Raw genomic sequence first — 18,633 nt, 5'->3', positions numbered from 1 at the left:
GTCACGTGCACGCCGCCGCGCCGGCGCCGTCACACCGGCGCCGTCACATCGGCACCGTCACACCGGCGCCGGTGGACCGGCCTCGCCAGACCAACATAGGGCCCGGATCATGTGACGGGCAGCGCCAGGTCCCTCGTCCCCTCCTCCGGCTCGGCCGAGGTGGTGATCACCCGGCGGTAGACCCTCTCGTACCCGGCGGTCATCACCTCGACGTCGAAGTTCTCCGCGACGTGGAACCTGCAGGCGCGCGGGTCGAGCGCGCCCGCCGCCTCGACGGCCTCGGGAAGCTCCTCGACCTCGTTCCTGACGAACCCGGTGACGCCGTCGACGACCACCTCGGGCACCGCCCCCCGGTTCAGCGCGACCACCGGGGTGCCGCAGGCCATGGCCTCGATCATGACCATGCCGAACGGCTCCTCCCAGCGGATCGGGAAGAGCAGGCAGCGGGCCGCCGCCAGCAGCTCGCGTTTGCGGCTCGCGTCCGCCTGCCCGAGGTACTCGGCGTCGGGGCCGAGCCTGGGCCTGACCTCCCGCTCGAAGTAGTCGTGCTCGGCCTGCTCGGTGAGCTTGCCCGCCAGCAGGATCCTGCGCCCGGCCGCCCTGGCGGCGTCGATGGCCAGGTGCGCCCCCTTGTCCTCGTTGAGCCTGCCGAGCCACAGCACCCAGTCCTCCTTGCGCTCCCCGAAGGGGAAGGACTCGGTCTCGACGGCGTTGTGGACCACCCCCGCCCACGTGAGGTCGGGGGCGAGCCGCCGCTGGGCCTCGGAGATGGCGACCGTCGACACGGCGGGGCCGAGTGCCCGGTAGTACTCCCCCAGCTCACCGTTGACCTCGCCGTGGCAGGTGACCAGGGTCGGCACCGCCCGCGCCGCCGCGCTCAGCGGCCCGGCCAGCGAGTGGTCGTGGACGATGTCTGCGTCGACGTCGACCGCCAGGGCGTACGCCTTGGCCGCGTGCAGCACCTCGGGCATGGGCTCGCCGATCCGCTCGGAGGGCGGCTCGGCGTAGGTGGCCAGGAACCTGGCGGACGTCCCCGCCCTGCCGGCCCCGATCAGGGTGATGTCGTGCCCGCGCCGGGACAGCCCCGCGACCAGCTCGGCGAGCATCGACTCGATGCCCCCGTACCCCCTGGGCGGCACGTCGTACCAGGGAGGCGCGACCATGACGATCCGCATCGCGTCACGCCGGCGGGGAACACCTGTTACGGCAATCATGTCAACCTCACCTACGGCCGTCCGGCCCGCGAAGAATCCGAATCGAGTGACGAGCTGTCAGGGGACGTGTCGCAGGGAGGCGGTCGTGGGGTGGCGCGGTTCGTTGAGCAGGGTGATCCCCTCGGGCAGACCGGTGACGGAGACCTCGGAACCGTCGACCTCGATCGTGACGCGGGAGCCGTCGAGGGGCAGGCCGGTGACGCGCAGCCGTTCGAGCCCGACCGGGTCGACCCAGACCCGGCCGTGGGGGATCCACGGGTCCAGGCGGAGCAGGGTGCGGACGAGATGGATGGGAGTCGCGGCGGCCCACGCCTGCGGGGAGCAGGAGGTCGGGTACGGCACCGGCCAGGCGAACTCGGCGCGGTCGAAGCCGCAGAACAGCTCGGGCAGCCGCCAGCCGAAGACCTCCGCCGCGTCCAGCAGGCCGAAGGCGATCCGCTTGGCCTCGTCGGCGAAGCCGTAGCGCATCAGACCTGCCGCGATCAGCGCGTTGTCGTGCGGCCAGACGGAGCCGTTGTGGTAGCTCATGGGGTTGTAGGCGCCCATGGTGGAGGCCAGGGTGCGCACGCCGTACCCGGTGAACATCTCCGGCGAGAGCAGGTGCTCGGCGACGGAGGCGGCCCGGTCCTCGTCCACGATGCCCGTCCACAGGCAGTGCCCCATGTTGGAGGCGAGGCTGTCGATGGGGCGTCCCGCGCCGTCGAGCCCGACGGCGTAGTATCCCCGGCCCGGCAGCCAGAAGCGCTCGTTGAACGCGTCCCTGATCCGGGTCGCGCGGGCGTTCCACTCCTCCTCCAGGCCGGTGTCGCCCGCCTGGTGGGCGAAGTGGGCGCGCGCGATGTAGGCGGCGTAGACGTAGCCCTGGACCTCGGCCAGGGCGATGGGGGCGCGGGCCAGCGTGCCGTCGGCGAAGTTGACCCCGTCGAAGGAGTCCTTCCAGCCCTGGTTGATCAGGCCCTGGTCGGTCCTGCGGCGGTAGGACAGGAACGGGTCCGCCGACCTGGTGATCCAGTCAAGGGCGTCGTCGGCGTACGGCATGAGCTCCTCGACCGCCTGCTCGTGCACCCCCCAGCGGCGCAGTTCGCCCAGGAGCATCACGAACAGCGGGGTCGAGTCGACCGAGCCGTAGTACGCGTGACCGCCGTGCGGCGAGGCGCCCGTCTGCACGCCGAAACGCAGCTCGTGCAGGATCTTGCCCGGCTCCTCCTCGGTGAGCGGGTCGTCGACCTTGCCCTGGAGTCTGGCGAGGCGGCGCAGCGTGCCCAGCGCCAGCGACTGGTCGAGCGGCAGCGCCATCCACGAGGTCAGCAGCGAGTCACGGCCGAACAGCGTCATGAACCAGGGAGCGCCCGCCGCGATCGTCGGCGGCTCCTCCGGCCGCTCGGGCTCGAAGAGACGCAGCGCCCCCAGGTCCTCCCGCGAGCGGTGGATCACCTGGGACAGGGCGCGGTTGGAGGTGGTGACGGACGGGCTGAGGCGCTCCCAGTCGGCGCGGCGCCTGGCGGGCTCCGCGTGCTCGACCGGGCGGTGGGTGGAGAACCAGGCGGGCGACTCCTCCCCCTCCAGGATCGGGTTGACCTGCAGCGTCGCCTTCCACTCGCCCCGCGCGGGGACGACGACCCTGAAGATGAGCACGCCGGGCACGGCGAACGGCGCGGGCTCGGTGACCACCCTCGTCCCGCGCGACCGGGTGGCGGAGAAGATCAGCAGCCCCGACCTGTCGGCCGTCATCTCCACGTCGGTGACGTGCCGGACCCGGCCCGCCTTCACCTCGAAGAGGTCGGCCACGTCGGAGCCGATGTGGAGGTCGACCACGCATCCGGCGGGCTCGTCCGAGAGGTTGCGCAGGGTCAGGTCCTCGCGGAGGCCTCCGCCGACGTACCGGTCCCTGATCACCAGCAGGCTGCTCTCCGCCCGCCCTGGACGCGGCGCGGCCCTGCCGACGAACGTCGCGTGGTACGGCTCGCCCGCCAGCACCCTGAGCGGCTCGACCGCCACCTCGTCGACCCTCAGCTCCCAGCGGGACAGCAGCCGGGTGTCGGCGTGGTAGACCCCCTGCGCGCCGCCTTGCAGGATGTCCCCGCTGCGGGAGCACACGCAGAAGGAGCCGCCTTCGACCAGGGTCACCGTGGTGTCACCCAGTGCGCCGGGCTGTCCTTCGAACGTCCAGGCGTTCAATCTTCTCTCCGGGGTCTGCGGGATCTCGGCGCTATAGCCATTCCCCCCTCGGCGCGGGAAAGAACGGCCCCGGAAAGCTCTGTGGGCGCGTTTTGCCTGATCAGAAGGGTTTCAGCCGTCGCCTTTCCCGATCGGTGAACACAGCCGTCCCTCCGGGACCCCGGGAGCGGACGCCGGGCGGGGCCGAGGCGTCCGGGGCGGGTCCGCGAACCCGCCCCGGACGGTCCGGGTCAGCGCAGGGTGCCGTTGGTCATGCCGACGGGTTCCTCGGGGACCGCGATCAGTCCCAGCTCGGAGGGCGCGACCACGAGGGGGTGGTCGGGCACGACCCTGACGGTGTAGCCGAAGGAGCCGGTGCGTTCGAGGGGGACCGTGCCGCTGAAGACCGCCTTGCCGTCGTCCGCCTCCGTCTCCAGGGCCAGGTCGGAGTAGGAGGGGCCGACCAGCTCGTCGTGCAGCCCGACGGGACCGTAGGCGGCCTGGACACGGATGTCGGAGGGCTGCAGGTCGCCCAGGGCGATGGTCGCCCGCAGCTCCAGGGACGCCCCCACCTCGGGGGTGTCGCCCAGGTTCGAGGCCTCGACGTGCTCGACCCGCACCCCGGGCCACGCCTGGTGGACCCTGAGCTTCCAGGCGGCGAAGTGCTTGGCCGGGTCGTACCCGTCGGCGGACAGGGCCCGCGCGGACCCGGCCGCCGGGGCGTAGAGGTCGATCACGTAGTCGCGGAGCATCCGGCCCGCGAGGACCTTGGGGCCCAGCGAGGTCAGGGTGTGCCGGACCATCTCCAGCCAGCGCAGCGGCAGGCCGTCGGAGGCACGGTCGTAGAACCGGTCGGCCACCTCGTGGTCGATCAGGTCGTAGAGGGCGTTCGCCTCCAGTTCGTCGCGGCGGTCGGGGTCGGCGACGCCGTCGGCGGTGGGGATGGCCCAGCCGTTGGTGCCGTCGTACCACTCGTCCCACCAGCCGTCGCGGATGGACAGGTTGAGGCCGCCGTTCAGCGCGGCCTTCATCCCGGAGGTGCCGCACGCCTCCAGGGGGCGCAGCGGGTTGTTCATCCACACGTCGCAGCCCTGGACGAGCAGCTGGCCCAGAGCCATGTCGTAGTCGGGCAGGAAGACGATGCGGTGCCGCACGTCCTCCCCGTCGGTGAACTTCACGATCTGCTGGATGAGCTTCTTGCCGCCCTCGTCCGCCGGGTGCGCCTTGCCCGCGATCACGATCTGGACCGGCTTCTCCGGGTCGAGGAGCAGCTCCCTGAGTCGCTCGGGGTCGTTCAGCATCAGGGTGAGCCGCTTGTACGAGGGCACCCTGCGGGCGAAGCCGATGGTCAGCACGTCAGGGTCGAGGGCGTCGTCGATCCAGCCGAGCTCGGCGCGCGAGACGCCCCTGTCGAGCCAGGACCTGCGCAGCCGCTGCCTGGCCGCCTCGACGAGGCGGGCCCGCAGCCTGCCCCTGATGCTCCAGACGTCCACGTCGGAGATCTTGTTGAGACCCTCCCAGCCCTGGGCCCGCTCGACCAGGGTCGGCAGCTCCCTGCCCGCCAGCTCCATGATCTCGCGGCCGACCCAGGTCGGCGCGTGCACGCCGTTGGTGATCGACCCGATCGGGATCTCGGCGGCGTCGAAGCCCGGCCACAGGCCCTGGAACATCTCGCGGCTGACCGCGCCGTGCAACTCGGAGACGCCGTTGACCCGCTGGGCCAGGCGCATGCCCATCGCGGCCATGTTGAACTTGCCCGGTTCGTCCTCCGCGCCGAGCTCCAGGATGCGCTCGACCGGGACCGTCGGCCAGGCGTTGTCCCCGCCGAACTGGCGGGCGATCATCTCGGCCGGGAAGCGGTCGATCCCCGCGGGGACGGGGGTGTGCGTGGTGAAGACCGTGCCGGCGCGGACCGCCTCGAGCGCCTCGTCGAAGGAGAGCCTGGCCTCGGTGAGCTCACGGATGCGCTCGAGGCCGAGGAAGCCCGCGTGGCCCTCGTTGGTGTGGAAGACCTCGGGCTCCGGGTGGCCGCTGACGCGGGAGTAGGCCCGGATGGCGCGGACGCCGCCGACGCCCAGCAGCAGCTCCTGCATCAGGCGGTGGTCGGTGCCTCCGCCGTACAGCCGGTCGGTGACGTCGCGCGCGGCGGGGTCGTTCTCCGCGACGTCGGAGTCGAGCAGCAGCAGCGGGACCCGGCCGACCTGGGCCACCCACACCTGGGCGTGCAGGGTGCGGCGGTCGGGCAGGCCGATCGCGACGCGGACCGGCGTGCCGTCCTCCTCCTTCAGGAGGGTCAGCGGCAGCCCGCCGGGGTCCAGGGATGGGTAGTGCTCGAGCTGCCAGCCCTCCGGTGAGAGGGACTGGGTGAAGTAGCCGTGGTGGTACAGCAGGCCGACGGCCAGGATCGGCACGCCGAGGTCGCTGGCGGCCTTGAGGTGGTCGCCCGCGAGGATTCCCAGGCCCCCGGAGTACTGCGGCAGCGCGGCGGCGATGCCGTACTCGGGGGAGAAGTAGGCGACGGCCCGGGGAGCGTCGGCGATGGTCTGGTACCAGCGGGGCGCGGTCATGTACTCGCGGAGGTCGTCGGCCGCGTCCGCGACGCGTCTGAGAAAGCGGCGGTCGGACGCCAGCTCGCGCAGACGGCTCGCCTCGACGGCGCCCAGCAGCGCGACCGGGTCGTGGCCGACCCGCTCCCAGATCGCCGGATCGACCTCGGCGAACAGATCGAGGGTCTCGGGGTGCCATGACCAGCGCAAATTGTGCACAAGCTCGCCGAGGGGGGCCAGCTCCGGTGGAAGGACGGTGCGGACAGTGAACCTACGGATTGCTCTCACGCTGCCAGACCCTAGTTACTCAGCGCCACAACGGCGACCCGGACACTCACGCGTCTCCCCCTCACCGCTATCTATCGGCTCCAAACACATCAAAGCCGAGATGATCTCCGGGGAGGCTACGGCGGGACGACAACTCGCCGAACAGTAAGAGGTCCCGCACTCTTCCACCTACACGCATGAAGATGGACTATTGGGGCACCGCATCTATGGGTCGCGACGCCCTGTCTCCGGGAAACCGGCCGTCCAGGCGGAGTCAGGGCATCGTCCTGCCCCGAGGCCGGTCTACGGGGGCGTTCGAAGAAGCGAAGATCTTTTCTTGCCGACTTTTTCGGCGGCACCGGGCGTGCCGTCGCTACCTTGAGACGCGATGATCGGACGAATTCCAATCCAGGACATCCAGCCTACGGTGGAGTGCGGGCGCTATCCCGCCAAGGCCGCCGCGGGTGAGACCTTCGAGATCACCGCCGTCGTGTTCCGCGAGGGACACGACGCGGTGGCCGCCGGGGCCGTGCTGACCGGTCCCGACGGCGTGCGCGGTCCGCTGCTGCCCATGCGCGAGCTGGCGCCGGGCACCGACCGCTGGGGCGTCGAGGTGACGCTGCCGACCGAGGGCGAGTGGCACTTCCGCGTCGAGGCGTGGGGTGACCCGGTGGCCACCTGGCTGCACGACGCGGGCATCAAGATCCCGCGCGATCTGGACGCCGAGTTGATGTGCGAGGAGGGCGCCCGGCTCTTCGACCGCGCCGCGAAGGCCGTACGGCCCGCGGACTGCAGGCCGGTCGGCCCGCCTCCCGCGAGCGGCGGGTCCGCCGCCTCGAAGCGGGCGGGCGCCAGAGCCGCGGCGGCGGGGAAGGCCGCCGCGCGGGAGAGCGTACGGGGGAAGGCGCAGGAGAAGGCGGCGCAGTCCCACGTGTGCGGGCACAGGGCCGCGCTGCAGGCGGTCGCCGCCAAGCTCCGCGACACCGACCTGGACCCCCGGGCCCGCTTCGCGGTCGCCCAGCTCCCCGAGACGGCGGAGCTGCTGCGGGCGCACCCGCTGCGGGAGTTGGTGACCCGCTCGGCCAGGCACGTGGTCAGGGTCGACCGGCGCAGGGCGCTGTTCGGATCGTGGTACGAGTTCTTCCCCCGTTCCGAGGGAGCGATCGTCGAACAGGACGTCGCCCCCAAGTCCGGAAATTTCAAGACTGCCGCGAACCGGCTCCCCGCCGTCGCCAAGATGGGCTTCGACGTCGTCTACCTGCCCCCGATCCACCCGATCGGGCACAGCTTCCGCAAGGGGCCCAACAACACCCTGACGCCGGGGCCGTACGACCCGGGCTCGCCCTGGGCGATCGGCTCGGAGGAGGGCGGGCACGACGCCATCCACCCCGACCTCGGCACCTTCGAGGACTTCGACGCCTTCGTCGCCAAGACCCGTGACCTGGGCATGGAGGTCGCCCTCGACCTGGCCCTGCAGTGCGCGCCCGACCACCCTTGGGTCAGGGAGCACCCGGAGTGGTTCAACGTCCGCGCCGACGGCACGATCGCCTACGCGGAGAACCCGCCGAAGAAGTACCAGGACATCTACCCGCTGAACTTCGACAAGGACCCGGAGGGCATCTACGCCGAGGTCAAGCGGGTGGTCCGGCTGTGGATGGACCACGGCGTGCGGATCTTCCGGGTGGACAACCCGCACACCAAGCCGGTGGCGTTCTGGGAGCGGCTGATCGCCGACATCGGCTCGACCGACCCGGACGTGCTGTTCCTGGCGGAGGCCTTCACCCGCCCCGCGATGATGCACGCGCTGGCCAAGGTCGGCTTCCACCAGTCCTACACGTACTTCACCTGGCGCAACTCCAGGCCCGAGATCGAGGAGTACTTCGACGAGCTCTCCCACAGGACCTCACACTTCCTGCGGCCGAACGTGTTCGTCAACACACCGGACATTCTCCACGAATACCTTCAACACGGGGGAGTCGCGGCATTCAATATCAGAGCGATCCTCGCGGCGATGGCGATGCCGACGTGGGGCGTTTACGCCGGTTACGAGCTTGCGGAGAATGTCCCGGTTCGACCGGGTAGTGAAGAATACCTAGATAGTGAGAAATATCAGTACAGACCACGCGATTGGGTAGAGGCAGAGCGAGAAGGCCGTAGCCTGGCCCCGCTGATCACGCAACTTAATTTGTTGCGAAGAGCACACCCGGCGCTCCAGGAACTGCGTAACCTACGATTCCACAGCGTCGACCATCCGGACATTGTCTGCTTCTCAAAGCGGCTGCCCGGCGCCCACGACACGGCCACACGAAGGCACGGCCTGGGCGACGTGGTCCTGACTGTCGTGAACCTCGATCCTCACAACACCCATGAGGCGACGGTGTCCCTGGACATGTCCGCCCTCGGTCTCGACTGGAACGCCGAGTTCGTCGTGGACGACGAGCTCTCCGGCGAGTCGTACCTCTGGCGGCAGGCCAACTACGTGCGCCTCGATCCTCACGTCCACCCAGCACACATCTTCACTCTGCGTGCCACGGCGAACCAGCGGTGAGCCGGCCGGGTACGCATACCGGCAAACAGCGGGAGTCCACTGGTGAGTCAGGTACCTGAGCCAATTCCGAACACCTTCGACGAGGAGAAGCCGCGCGACCCGTACTGGTTCAAACGCGCCGTCTTCTACGAGGTGCTCATCCGGGGATTCGCCGACTCCAACGGAGACGGCACCGGAGACATCCGAGGTCTCATCGAGAGACTCGACTACCTCCAGTGGCTCGGCGTCGACTGCCTGTGGCTGCTGCCCCTGTACGAGTCGCCGCTGCGCGACGGGGGGTACGACATCGCGGACTTCATGAAGATCCTTCCCGAGTTCGGAGACCTGGGAGACTTCGTGAAGCTGGTCGACGAGGCCCACAAGCGCGGCATGCGGGTCATCGCCGACCTGGTGATGAACCACACCAGCGACCAGCACCCCTGGTTCCAGGCCTCCCGGCACGACCCGCAGGGCCCGTTCGGCGACTTCTACGTCTGGAACGACGACGACGAGCTCTACAAGGACGCCCGGGTGATCTTCGTCGACACCGAGACGTCCAACTGGACCTACGACCCGGTGCGGCAGCAGTACTACTGGCACCGCTTCTTCGCCCACCAGCCGGACCTCAACTACGAGAACCCGGACGTGCAGGACGCGATGCTCGAGGTGCTGCGGTTCTGGCTCGACCTCGGCATCGACGGGTTCAGGATGGACGCCATCCCCTACCTGTTCGAGCAGGACGGCACCAACTGCGAGAACCTGCCCAGGACCCACGCCTACCTCAAGCGGGTCAGGGCGGAGGTCGACCGGCTCTACCCGGACCGGGTGCTGCTGGCCGAGGCCAACCAGTGGCCCGCCGACGTGGTCGAGTACTTCGGCGATCCCGCGACCGGCGGCGACGAGTGCCACATGGCGTTCCACTTCCCGCTGATGCCGCGCATCTTCATGGCGGTCCGGCGGGAGTCGCGTTACCCGATCTCGGAGATCATGGCGCAGACGCCGAAGATCCCGGAGAACTGCCAGTGGGGCATCTTCCTGCGCAACCACGACGAGTTGACGCTGGAGATGGTGACCGACGACGAGCGCGACTACATGTACTCCGAGTACGCCAAGGACCCCAGGATGCGGGCCAACGTCGGCATCAGGCGACGGCTGGCCCCGCTGCTGGAGAACGACCGCAACCAGATCGAGCTGTTCACCGCGCTGCTGCTGTCCCTGCCCGGCTCGCCCGTGCTCTACTACGGCGACGAGATCGGGATGGGCGACAACATCTGGCTGGGCGACAGGGACGGCGTGCGCACCCCGATGCAGTGGAGCCCGGACCGCAACGCCGGGTTCTCCAACTGCGACCCGGGACGCCTGTATCTCCCGATCATCATGGACCCGATCTACGGCTACCAGGCGCTCAACGTCGAGGCGCAGCAGAAGAGCTCGGGGTCGCTGCTGCACTGGACCAAGCGCATGATCGACATTCGCAAGCGTCACCCGGTCTTCGGCCTCGGGGCGTTCACCGAGCTGAACTCCTCGAACCCGAGCGTCCTGGCGTACGTGCGCGAGCTGGGCGACGACCGCATGCTGTGCGTCAACAACCTGTCACGTTTTCCCCAGCCGGTCGAGCTGGACCTGCGCCGTTTCGAGGGATCGGTGCCCGTCGAGACGATGGGCGGTGTTCCGTTCCCACCGATTGGCGAACTTCCGTATCTTTTGACGCTTCCTGGGCATGGGTTCTATTGGTTCACCCTGCCACCCGCATCCCAGGAGGCGTAAAGCCGTGTTGACGGAGCTCCTTTCCGGCTGGATCACCCATCAACGATGGTTCGCCGGTAAGGGGCGCCCGATCGACGAACTGCACGTCGAGTCCGACATCGAACTGCGCCCCGGCCTGCGACACCTGATCATCTCGGTGCGCCAGGCCGGGGAACGCGACCGCTACCAGCTCCTGCTCGGCGCCGAGGGCGAGACCGACGGGCGCTTCAGCCACGCCAGGATCGGCGAAGGCTACTACGACGCCCTGTACGACCCCGACCTCACCGGGACCCTGCTCGAGGCGATGGCCGACGACCGCGACCTCGGCCCGCTCCGCTTCCGTCACCTGGAGGGGGTGGAGATCGACACCTCGCTGCGCAGCCTGGTGCTGGGCGCGGAGCAGTCCAACACCTCGCTGGTGTACGGCGAGACCTACATCTGCAAGCTTTTCCGCCGTCTCATCCCCGGCGTCAACCCCGAGCTGGAGATCGTCACCGCCCTGGCCCGCCACGGGGCGGGGCACATCGCGCAGCCGTACGGCTGGATCGAGACCGACCTCGACGGCGAGCCGACCACCCTGGCGATGACCCAGGAGTTCCTCGCCACCGCCAACGACGGCTGGGCGCTGGCCCTGACCAGCGTCCGCGACCTGTACGCCTCACTCGAGCCCTCCGCCTCCGACGCGGGCGGCGACTTCAGCTCCGAGTCCTACCGCCTCGGCGTCGCCACCGCCGAGGTCCACCGCGAGCTGGCCGCCGCCTTCCCGACCGGCGTGATGGAGTCCCAGGACGTCAAGCAGATGGTCGAGGACCAGCGCCGCCGCCTGGCCCAGGCGATCACCGAGGTGCCCGACCTCGTCGAGCACGCGCGGGTGGTCGAGGACGCCTACCAGCGGGTCGCCGACGTGGTCTCCGAGATACCGGTGCAGCGCGTCCACGGCGACTACCACCTGGGCCAGGTCATGCGCACGACCACCGACTGGGTCGTCCTCGACTTCGAGGGCGAGCCGGGCCAGCCGCTGGCCGAACGCCGCGCCCTGTCCTCCCCGCTGCGCGACGTGGCGGGGATGCTCCGCTCCTTCGACTACGCCGCCCGCCACCTGCTGGCCGACAACCCCGACGCCGGGTCGCTGCGCCCGAGGGCCGTCGAATGGGCGGAGCTGAACCGCTCGTCCTTCCTGGCGGGCTACTCCGCGGGCGGAGGCAGTCTGCGCGCCGAGGACGCCGTCCTGCTGCGCGCCCTCGAGATGAGCAAGGCCGTCTACGAGGTCACCTACGAGGCCCGCAACCGCCCTGCCTGGCTGCCCATCCCCATGGCCGCCTTCCAGGCCGGCCGCTGACCTCGCCCCACGTCCCCGCCGGCCCCGCCCGGCGTGTCACGGGATCAAAACGATCTTGCCGACGGCGGCTCGGGACTCGATGCGTCGGTGGGCCTCCGCGACCTGGTCACCGCCCTGCTCGGGCCGCCGACGGACGCACCCGACGGCCCTGAGGTCGCCCGTTCAGCACTGAATCGTCAGATCGCCGGCCGGAACGGCGCTGCAGAGCAGGATCGTTCCCGGTGAGGTGGCCGCGAGCGGTTCGGACAGGTAGACCGCCGTACCCGCCGACACGGTCCGCAGGCAGGTGCGACAGACGCCGCTCCGGCAGGAGGCCCGGGGTTGAAGTCCCTGAGCCTCGGCCAGGTCGAGCAGGCTGCCGGAACCGGGTTCCCAGCGGGCCGACAGGTCGCTGACGGCGAAGTGGACGGTGAAGGGACCGGGTGCGGGCGGCGTTCGCAGGGCACTCGGCTGAACCGCGCTCGGCTGAACCGCGTCCGGCGAGGCGAACAGATCGTAGTGGATCAGATCCGGATCGGCGCCCGCGCCGACGAGTGCCGCCTTCGCCTCACGCATGAACGCGGTGGGCCCGCACAGATAGACCACGGTCCCGGCGACCGTCCCTGCACCCGGACCAGCCCCTGAACCAACGACCGACCCGGCCCCCGACCCGGCACCCAAACCGGCGACCGGCCCGGCGTCCGGCAGGGAAGCCGACACCGACTCCAGCGCGGGAGCCGAAACGGAGGCCGCGAGGACGTCGGGGCCGGGCCTTCCCTCGGTGGCGGCGTACGCCGCGATCTCACCGGGACCGGGACGGGTGAGGAACAGCCTCGCCGTACTGTTCGGCAGCCCCCGCACCAGCCGTACGGCCTCCTGCCACAGCGCCAGGGAGCGTCCGTCGCGGGCGACGTGAAGGAGAGTGACCTGACGGGCGGTGCCGCGCTCGGCGCACGCCCTGAGGATCGCGACCATCGGCGTGATCCCGATGCCCGCGCTGACCAGCAGCAGAGGCCCTTCCTCCGCCTCCGGCAGCCCCCTTCCCTGGTGGTGATCGTGCGTCTCCGCCTCGCCGGAGGGAGCCGTGTCGGGCAGGACCATGTCGCCGAAGGGACCGCTCATCAGGATGAACTCCGGGGCGGGAGCAGAAGTGAACCCCGGGGCGGGATCGGGAGTGGAGCTCGGGGCGGGGTCAGGAGTGGAGTCGGGGGCGGTCTCCGAGACGGAGTGGAGCAGGGCTGACATGCGGCCCTGTCGTTTGACGCTGATGCGCAGCAGGTCGCCCTCGACCGCGGACACCGTGTACGAGCGCCACAGCGGACCGTCCTCGTCGCCGCCGTGAATCCGCAGGTGCTGGCCGGGCAGGGGAGCCTCGCGCAGTCCCGCGAGCGGGTCGCGCAACCACAGGCTCACCACGTCACGGCTCTCCCGAACCCTGGAGACGATTCGTGACGCCCTGGGCCACTCCGCGAAGTCCGGTGTGGTGGCCGGACGGGCTAACGCGAAAGGGGTCGCTCCGTTCTCCCCCAGGTCGACGACCGGGTCTCCCAAACCCAGGGGGCCGCCCCTCACCACCCGGGCGTAGACGCCGCAGAAGACGTGCCCGAACCGGCGTCCCAGCAGGGCGGGCACGTTCACGTCCACGGTCGCGTTCACCGGGTCGATCGAGGTGGCCCGGCACCTGTCGATGAGCCGCAGGATCTCCAGCTCGGTCCCGCCCACCATGAGTCTGCGCCCGAGCAGGCCGAACTCCTCCCATGCGGGAAGGCCCCGCACGTAGAGGTTGCCGCGGAAACGCAGGGGGTCGAGCGGTCGCCCCGCCGCCCGTGAGAGGGCGTCGGCCGTCTCCAGGTTGATCAGCGAGATGTGGGCGTCCTCGTGGTCCCAGTAGCCCGCCTCGGCACGCACCAGCCTGGTCTCCTCCGACGGGAACCAGGAGGCGAGCACCTCGTCGGCCGCCTCGGGGTCGTCGAGGTCGACCTTGAGCTTCTCCCCGCCGGGAGAGACCAGTGTGAGAGCCGAGTCGTCGGCGTCCACGTGGAACAGGGGAAGCTCAGGATTACGTGTCAGCCGGACGAACGCCTCGCACCGGGTCCAGCGTCCGCCGGGCCGTACGGGACTCCGGCCGTTGGCGACGGCGAGGAACCTGTCGTACGGCAGGCCCGCTCCCGCGCGGAGCGCCGTCCGGTCCAGGTCCTGCCCGCCGAAGCCCTTCAGCGGGTAGCGGACCAGGCGTTCGAGCCAGGCCATCAGAGCGCCGCCTCGGTGCCGACCAGCAGAACACGGGAGTCAGGTCCCACCTCCAGCGCCGCGCGGGCGGCCGGCGGCAGGGCCAGCAGGCCGGCCGCTCCGGCGGCTCCGCAGGGCGAGACCCGGACGCCCTCGGCGGCCAGCAGCCCGGCCGCCTCCTCGGCCTCCGTGTCGGTCACGGTGACGAAGGCGTCGGCGAGGCGGGACAGCAGCCGCCAGGCGAGCAGGGACGGCTCGCGGCAGTCCAGGCGTCCGAGCGTGGTCCGTCCTCCCTCGACCCGCACCGGCCTGCCCGCGCGGACGCTCGCCAGCAGGCAGGGGGCGGCCTCCGGTTCGACGACGACGATCCTGGGCCGCTCACCCCAGCGATCACGCGCGTATCCCGCCGCGGCGGCGGCCAGTCCGCCGACGCCTGCCTGGACGAACACGTGCGTGGGCGCTCCGTCACCGCCGCCCCCGCCGTTCCCGCTCCCGACGGCCCCCGTGTTCCCGGCCGGCCCGTCACCGTCCTCCCCTTCCCCGCCCGCGGCTTCCCCGCCGAGTTCGCCGACTTCGTCGAAGAGGACGGTGTAGCCGCGCATGATGTCGAGGGGAACGGTGGTGTACCCGTCCCAGGAACTGTCGGAGACCAGGCGCCAGCCGTGGCGTGCGGCGAGCTCCAGGGCGTCGGACATGCTCTGCTCGTAGGTGCTTCCGCTGCGCCGCACCTGTGCGCCGTGCGCGCGCAGGCGTTCGGCGAACTCCTCCGGAACGTCCTCGCCGAGCAGCACGATCGCCTCCGCTCCGAGCGCGCGTGCGCCGGCCGCCACGGAGAGACCGTGGTTGCCCGCGCTGGCGCAGACGAACGGGACGCGCGCGGCGACCGTCCTGAGCTGCTCCTCGGTGGGGCGCGGGCCGTACAGCTCCTGGGCCTCGGCCTCCGCCAGCCGGGTGACGGCGTACATGCCGCCCAGTGCCTTGAAGCTTCCCAGCCCCATGCGCCCGCTCTCGTCCTTGAGCCGGATCGAGGCGACGCCCGCCGTACCGGCCAGGGCCGGAAGGGCGCGCAGCGGGGTCGGCCGGTAGGCCTGGCGGCTCAGGAAGAAGGAGCGGGCCCGCGCCGCGTGGCCGACGCCGACCAGCTCGCGTTCTCTCTCCGTGTGGACGTCTCGTCCGGTGTTCAGCCAGCTTTCTCGCACACTGAAAGGCTAGGCAGCGGGGGTGCGGGCGGGTCTCGGTTTCTGAGCTGATTTCGCGGTTTGGCCGCGTGCTTCACCGATAACCTGCGGTTCATGCGCACACCCGACCTGGACCGGCTCGACTACGCCATCCTCGACCGTCTGCAGCGTGACACCCGTACGATCGCCGAGTCGATCGCCGTCGAGGTCGGGATGTCCACGGCGGCGGTCCAGCGTCGCATCAAGCGGCTCCGCGAGAGCGGCGTGATCGCGCGCGAGGTCGCGGTGCTCAGCCCGAAGGCGCTCGGCCAGTCGATGACGTTCATCGTGGAGGTGGAGATGGAACGCGAGCGGTCGGAGGTGCTCGACGCGTTCCGCTACCGGATGGACGCCGACGACAACGTCCAGCAGTGTTACTACGTGACGGGCGCCTACGACTTCGTGCTGATCGTGACCGCCCGCGACATGGAGGACTTCGAGGCGTTCACGCAGCGGACGTTCTTCGACAACGGCAATGTGCGGCGCTTCACCACCAGCGTCGTGATGCGCCCGATCAAGGTCGGCCTGACGCTCCCGCTTCCCACGGAGCGGTAGACCGTCAGGACTCCAGTGCTCCGAAGTCGTCGAGGGAACCGTTGAACAGGAAGTCGGCGGTCTGGGTCATGGCGATCACGATCAGGTTCCGCTCGGGGTGGTTGAACCACGACGTGCCGTAGCCGCCGTCCCAGCCGTAGCGACCGGGAACGGACGACACCGCGTCCGGCTCGGTGACGACGGCCATGCCGTACCCCCAGCCGCGTCCGCCGAGCACGGGATCGCCCACCGCCGTCTGCTGCGGCGTCAGGTGGTTGACCGTCATCAGCTCGACCGACTTCTCCGACAGCAGCCGCCCGCCCGCGTGGACTCCCCGGTCGAACAGCAGGCGGGAGAAGGCGTGGTAGTCGTCGACGGTCGACAGCAGGCCTCCCGCGCCGGAGGGGAAGGCCGGAGGCCTGGTCCACTGGTCCGGGGCCGACAGCGTCTGCCGCTCCATCCTCCCCGTCTGGAAGTTCGTCATGTAGTAGCCGGGCAGCCGGTCGGCCTGCTCCGCGGGCAGGGAGAACCCCGTCGTCCTCATGCCCAGCGGCTCGAAGAGGCGGGCTCTGAGGAAGTCTTCCAGCGGCAGGCCCGCGGCGCGGGCGACCAGGACGCCGAGCACGAGCGAGCCGACGTTGTACTGCCACCTCTCGCCGGGCTGGTGCATCAGCGGCAGTGTCCCGAACCGTCTGATCCACTCGTCGGGGTCGTGGGGCGTGCGCGGCTCGGGCATTCCCGTGACCAGCTCGAGCTCCTTGGCCGCGTTGATCACGGGGTACGGCGGGTCGAAGTTGAAGGTGGGGTCGAACAGCACGCCGTAGCCCATGCGGAACGTCAGCAGGTCCTCGACGGTGATCGGGCGGTCGGCGGGGACCGTGTCGTCGAGCGGACTGTCCACCCGCCTGAGCACCCTGCGGTCGGCCAGTTCGGGAAGCAGCCGGTCGACCGGCTCGTCCAGCGCCAGCGCGCCGTCCTCGACCAGGGTCATCGTCGCCGCGGCGAGAATCGGCTTCGTCATCGACCCGATGCGGAAGACCGCGTCACGGCGCATCGGCTCGCCGTCCTCGAACGCCGTCATGCCGATCGCGTCGACGCGCACGTCGTCGCCCCGGGCGACGAGGATCACCATGCCGGGCAGCTCGCCCCTGGCGACACGGGCCGTCATCGCCTGGTGCAGGCGGTCGAACCCGGCGTGCGACGGATGGTGTGTCATCTTCGTGGTCTCCGGGGGTTGGGCGGTCGTCTGTCCGAGTCCGCGAGGGCGAAGCCGTACCGCCGTGAGAGGCGCTCAGATCACGGCAGGCGGTCAGCCTCTCACCGGGGACCGACACTTTCCCCCTACCCCGAACCCCCGGCGCCCACGAGCCCCGCCCCAGAGCCGTCTCCACGCACCGCCAACCGTCTTGAGCGATCGCTTAAATCTCCCTATGCTCTGATTTGAGCGATCGCTTAAGGAGGTCTCCATGGCTCGCGCCGTCTATGTCGAGACGCTCATCCGGACCGATCTCGACGAGCTGTGGCGACGAACCCAGCACCCCCGCCTCCACCGGCGCTGGGACCTCAGGTTCACCGAGATCGACTACCTGCCGCGCACCGCCGGAGGCCCCCAGCGCTTCCGTTACGCCGTACGGCCGCTGCCCGGTCTCACGGTCGCCGGTCTGGGCGTCACCTTCGGCGAACGCCACAGGCCGGACGGCACCCGCACCTCGGCACTCAGGTTCTCCTCGGCCGACCCGCTCTCGCCGATCCGTTCCGGTTCCGGCTTCTGGCGCTACGTGCCGACCGGCGACGGCGTCCGCTTCCTGACCGGGTACGGATACCGCCCTGGCTGGGGCAGGACGGCGGACCGCGCCGTCAGGCCGCTCATGGGCTGGGCGACGGCCTGGTCCTTCGACCGGTTGCGCCTGTGGCTGGAGACCGGCAGGACGCCTGAGCGGTCGCTCCGGCAGGCGCTCGTGGAGCTGGCCGTACGGATCGCCGTCGTCTGCGCGGCGCTGTCCGTCCTCCTGCTCCCGACCGCTCCCGCGCCCTTCGCCCTCCTGCTTCCGGTCGCCCTCACGGTCACCGCCGCCGCCGTCCTCCTCCCGCCGCTGCCGGGAACCCCGGCGGCCAGACGCTGCCTGCGCCGTCCGCCCGACGACCGGTCGGCGCGTCCACCGGCCACCCTCACCCGATTGGAGCGACCATGACCTCGATCTTCCAGCGCGCCCTCGGCTCCGACTTCGCACGCCTGCACCCGCAACTACAGCGCCGCTTCAGCGTGGGGGTGGACAGCGGGCGGGGATGCGTGGGCAGCGGGGTGATGGAACGCATATGGCACGGGGGCGCGTTCGTCCGCCCTTTCCTCCTCGTCGGCGGACGTCGCAACGTCCTGCTCCCCAGGACCGGGCGCGACGTCCCGTTCACCATCGAGAACTACCCCTACCTCGACTCCTACGGGCGCGAGACCGTCACCTTCGTCCGCACCTTCGAGATGGCGGGAGGGCCGCGCCGCTTCGACGCCACGATGATCTACGACTCCGGCAGCGGCCGCGTGGTCGACTACCTGGGCTCCCACCAGCACATCGCCACCGGCCTCGAATTCGAGGTCGACGACCGCGGCGCCCTCGTCATCCGCTCGGGCGGACAGCGTTTCCTCGAAGGCCCGTTGAACTGCCGGATCCCACCCGTCGTCTCGGGAACGGCCGTGGTCCGCGAGTCGTACGACGACGAGGCGGAGAGGTTCCGGATCGCCGTCACGGTCTCCAACCACAGGTTCGGCCCCCTGTTCGGCTACTGGGGGAGCTTCACCGCCCGCTACGTCGACGTCGCCGGGACGGCGGTGCCCGCTAACGTGAAGCCGCGGCGTGAAGAGGCGCGCCACTGACCACCGGCG

12 protein-coding genes are annotated in these 18,633 nt (G+C 70.4%); 6 read left to right on the top strand and 6 right to left on the bottom strand.

All coding sequences use genetic code 11. The annotated features are described in order from the left end of the window. Positions 1–107 precede the first annotated feature (107 nt). The 3 genes from PKF00_RS31885 to glgP form a co-directional block, all read right to left on the bottom strand. The gene (locus tag PKF00_RS31885) at positions 108–1,214 is read right to left on the bottom strand and encodes a glycosyltransferase family 4 protein (RefSeq protein ID WP_271221403.1); all 1,107 of its coding nucleotides are present in this window, start codon (positions 1,212–1,214) and stop codon (positions 108–110) included. Positions 1,215–1,271: 57 nt separating this feature from the next. Continuing rightward, the gene (locus PKF00_RS31880; protein ID WP_271221402.1) at positions 1,272–3,392 is read right to left on the bottom strand and encodes an amylo-alpha-1,6-glucosidase; all 2,121 of its coding nucleotides are present in this window, start codon (positions 3,390–3,392) and stop codon (positions 1,272–1,274) included. Positions 3,393–3,622: 230 nt separating this feature from the next. Then, positions 3,623–6,205, bottom strand: a complete 2,583-nt coding sequence (gene glgP, locus PKF00_RS31875) for an alpha-glucan family phosphorylase (protein ID WP_271221401.1) — start codon at positions 6,203–6,205, stop codon at positions 3,623–3,625. A gap of 367 nt (positions 6,206–6,572) precedes the next feature. On the opposite strand from glgP, the gene PKF00_RS31870 reads away from it, so the two are divergent. From PKF00_RS31870 to PKF00_RS31860, 3 genes are read left to right on the top strand one after another with little or no spacing between them, the layout of a single operon-like run. Further along, positions 6,573–8,732, top strand: a complete 2,160-nt coding sequence (locus PKF00_RS31870; protein WP_271221400.1) for an alpha-1,4-glucan--maltose-1-phosphate maltosyltransferase — start codon at positions 6,573–6,575, stop codon at positions 8,730–8,732. Positions 8,733–8,774: 42 nt separating this feature from the next. Then, positions 8,775–10,478: a maltose alpha-D-glucosyltransferase gene (treS, locus tag PKF00_RS31865; RefSeq protein WP_271221399.1), complete on the top strand. Its 1,704-nt coding sequence runs from the start codon at positions 8,775–8,777 to the stop codon at positions 10,476–10,478. A gap of 4 nt (positions 10,479–10,482) precedes the next feature. Further along, positions 10,483–11,796, top strand: coding sequence for a maltokinase N-terminal cap-like domain-containing protein (locus PKF00_RS31860; RefSeq protein WP_271221398.1), 1,314 nt, complete (start codon positions 10,483–10,485; stop codon positions 11,794–11,796). Between the two features lie 162 nt (positions 11,797–11,958). Here PKF00_RS31860 and PKF00_RS31855 read toward each other — a convergent pair whose 3' ends face one another. Both PKF00_RS31855 and PKF00_RS31850 read right to left on the bottom strand, forming a co-directional pair. After that, positions 11,959–14,025, bottom strand: a complete 2,067-nt coding sequence (locus PKF00_RS31855; protein ID WP_271221397.1) for an MOSC domain-containing protein — start codon at positions 14,023–14,025, stop codon at positions 11,959–11,961. Further along, positions 14,025–15,203 (bottom strand): pyridoxal-phosphate dependent enzyme, encoded by a 1,179-nt coding sequence (locus PKF00_RS31850; RefSeq protein WP_271221396.1) that lies wholly within the window; start codon positions 15,201–15,203, stop codon positions 14,025–14,027. The genes PKF00_RS31855 and PKF00_RS31850 overlap by 1 nt, the downstream gene beginning before the upstream one ends. 93 nt (positions 15,204–15,296) lie before the next feature. Between PKF00_RS31850 and PKF00_RS31845 the strand changes: the two genes are divergently transcribed. Then, on the top strand, positions 15,297–15,776 hold the full coding sequence (locus PKF00_RS31845) for an Lrp/AsnC family transcriptional regulator (RefSeq protein WP_271221395.1): 480 nt from the start codon (positions 15,297–15,299) through the stop codon (positions 15,774–15,776). A 4-nt stretch (positions 15,777–15,780) separates the two neighbouring features. Here the strand turns inward: PKF00_RS31845 and PKF00_RS31840 are convergent, their stop codons facing one another. Beyond that, the gene (locus tag PKF00_RS31840) at positions 15,781–16,971 is read right to left on the bottom strand and encodes a serine hydrolase domain-containing protein (RefSeq protein ID WP_271221394.1); all 1,191 of its coding nucleotides are present in this window, start codon (positions 16,969–16,971) and stop codon (positions 15,781–15,783) included. 250 nt (positions 16,972–17,221) lie between these two features. Here PKF00_RS31840 and PKF00_RS31835 point away from each other — a divergent pair, with 250 nt between their 5' ends. Together PKF00_RS31835 and PKF00_RS31830 are read left to right on the top strand one after the other, a co-directional pair. Further along, a complete protein-coding gene (locus tag PKF00_RS31835) occupies positions 17,222–17,947 on the top strand; it encodes a hypothetical protein (protein WP_271221393.1) in 726 nt (241 codons plus the stop codon). Next, positions 17,944–18,624, top strand: a complete 681-nt coding sequence (locus PKF00_RS31830; RefSeq protein ID WP_271221392.1) for a DUF4166 domain-containing protein — start codon at positions 17,944–17,946, stop codon at positions 18,622–18,624. The genes PKF00_RS31835 and PKF00_RS31830 overlap by 4 nt, the downstream gene beginning before the upstream one ends. Positions 18,625–18,633 lie beyond the last annotated feature (9 nt).

Source organism: Streptosporangium carneum (assembly GCF_027922005.1).
GTDB lineage: Bacteria > Actinomycetota > Actinomycetes > Streptosporangiales > Streptosporangiaceae > Streptosporangium > Streptosporangium carneum.
This window is presented reverse-complemented; position numbering and strand designations above follow the sequence as displayed.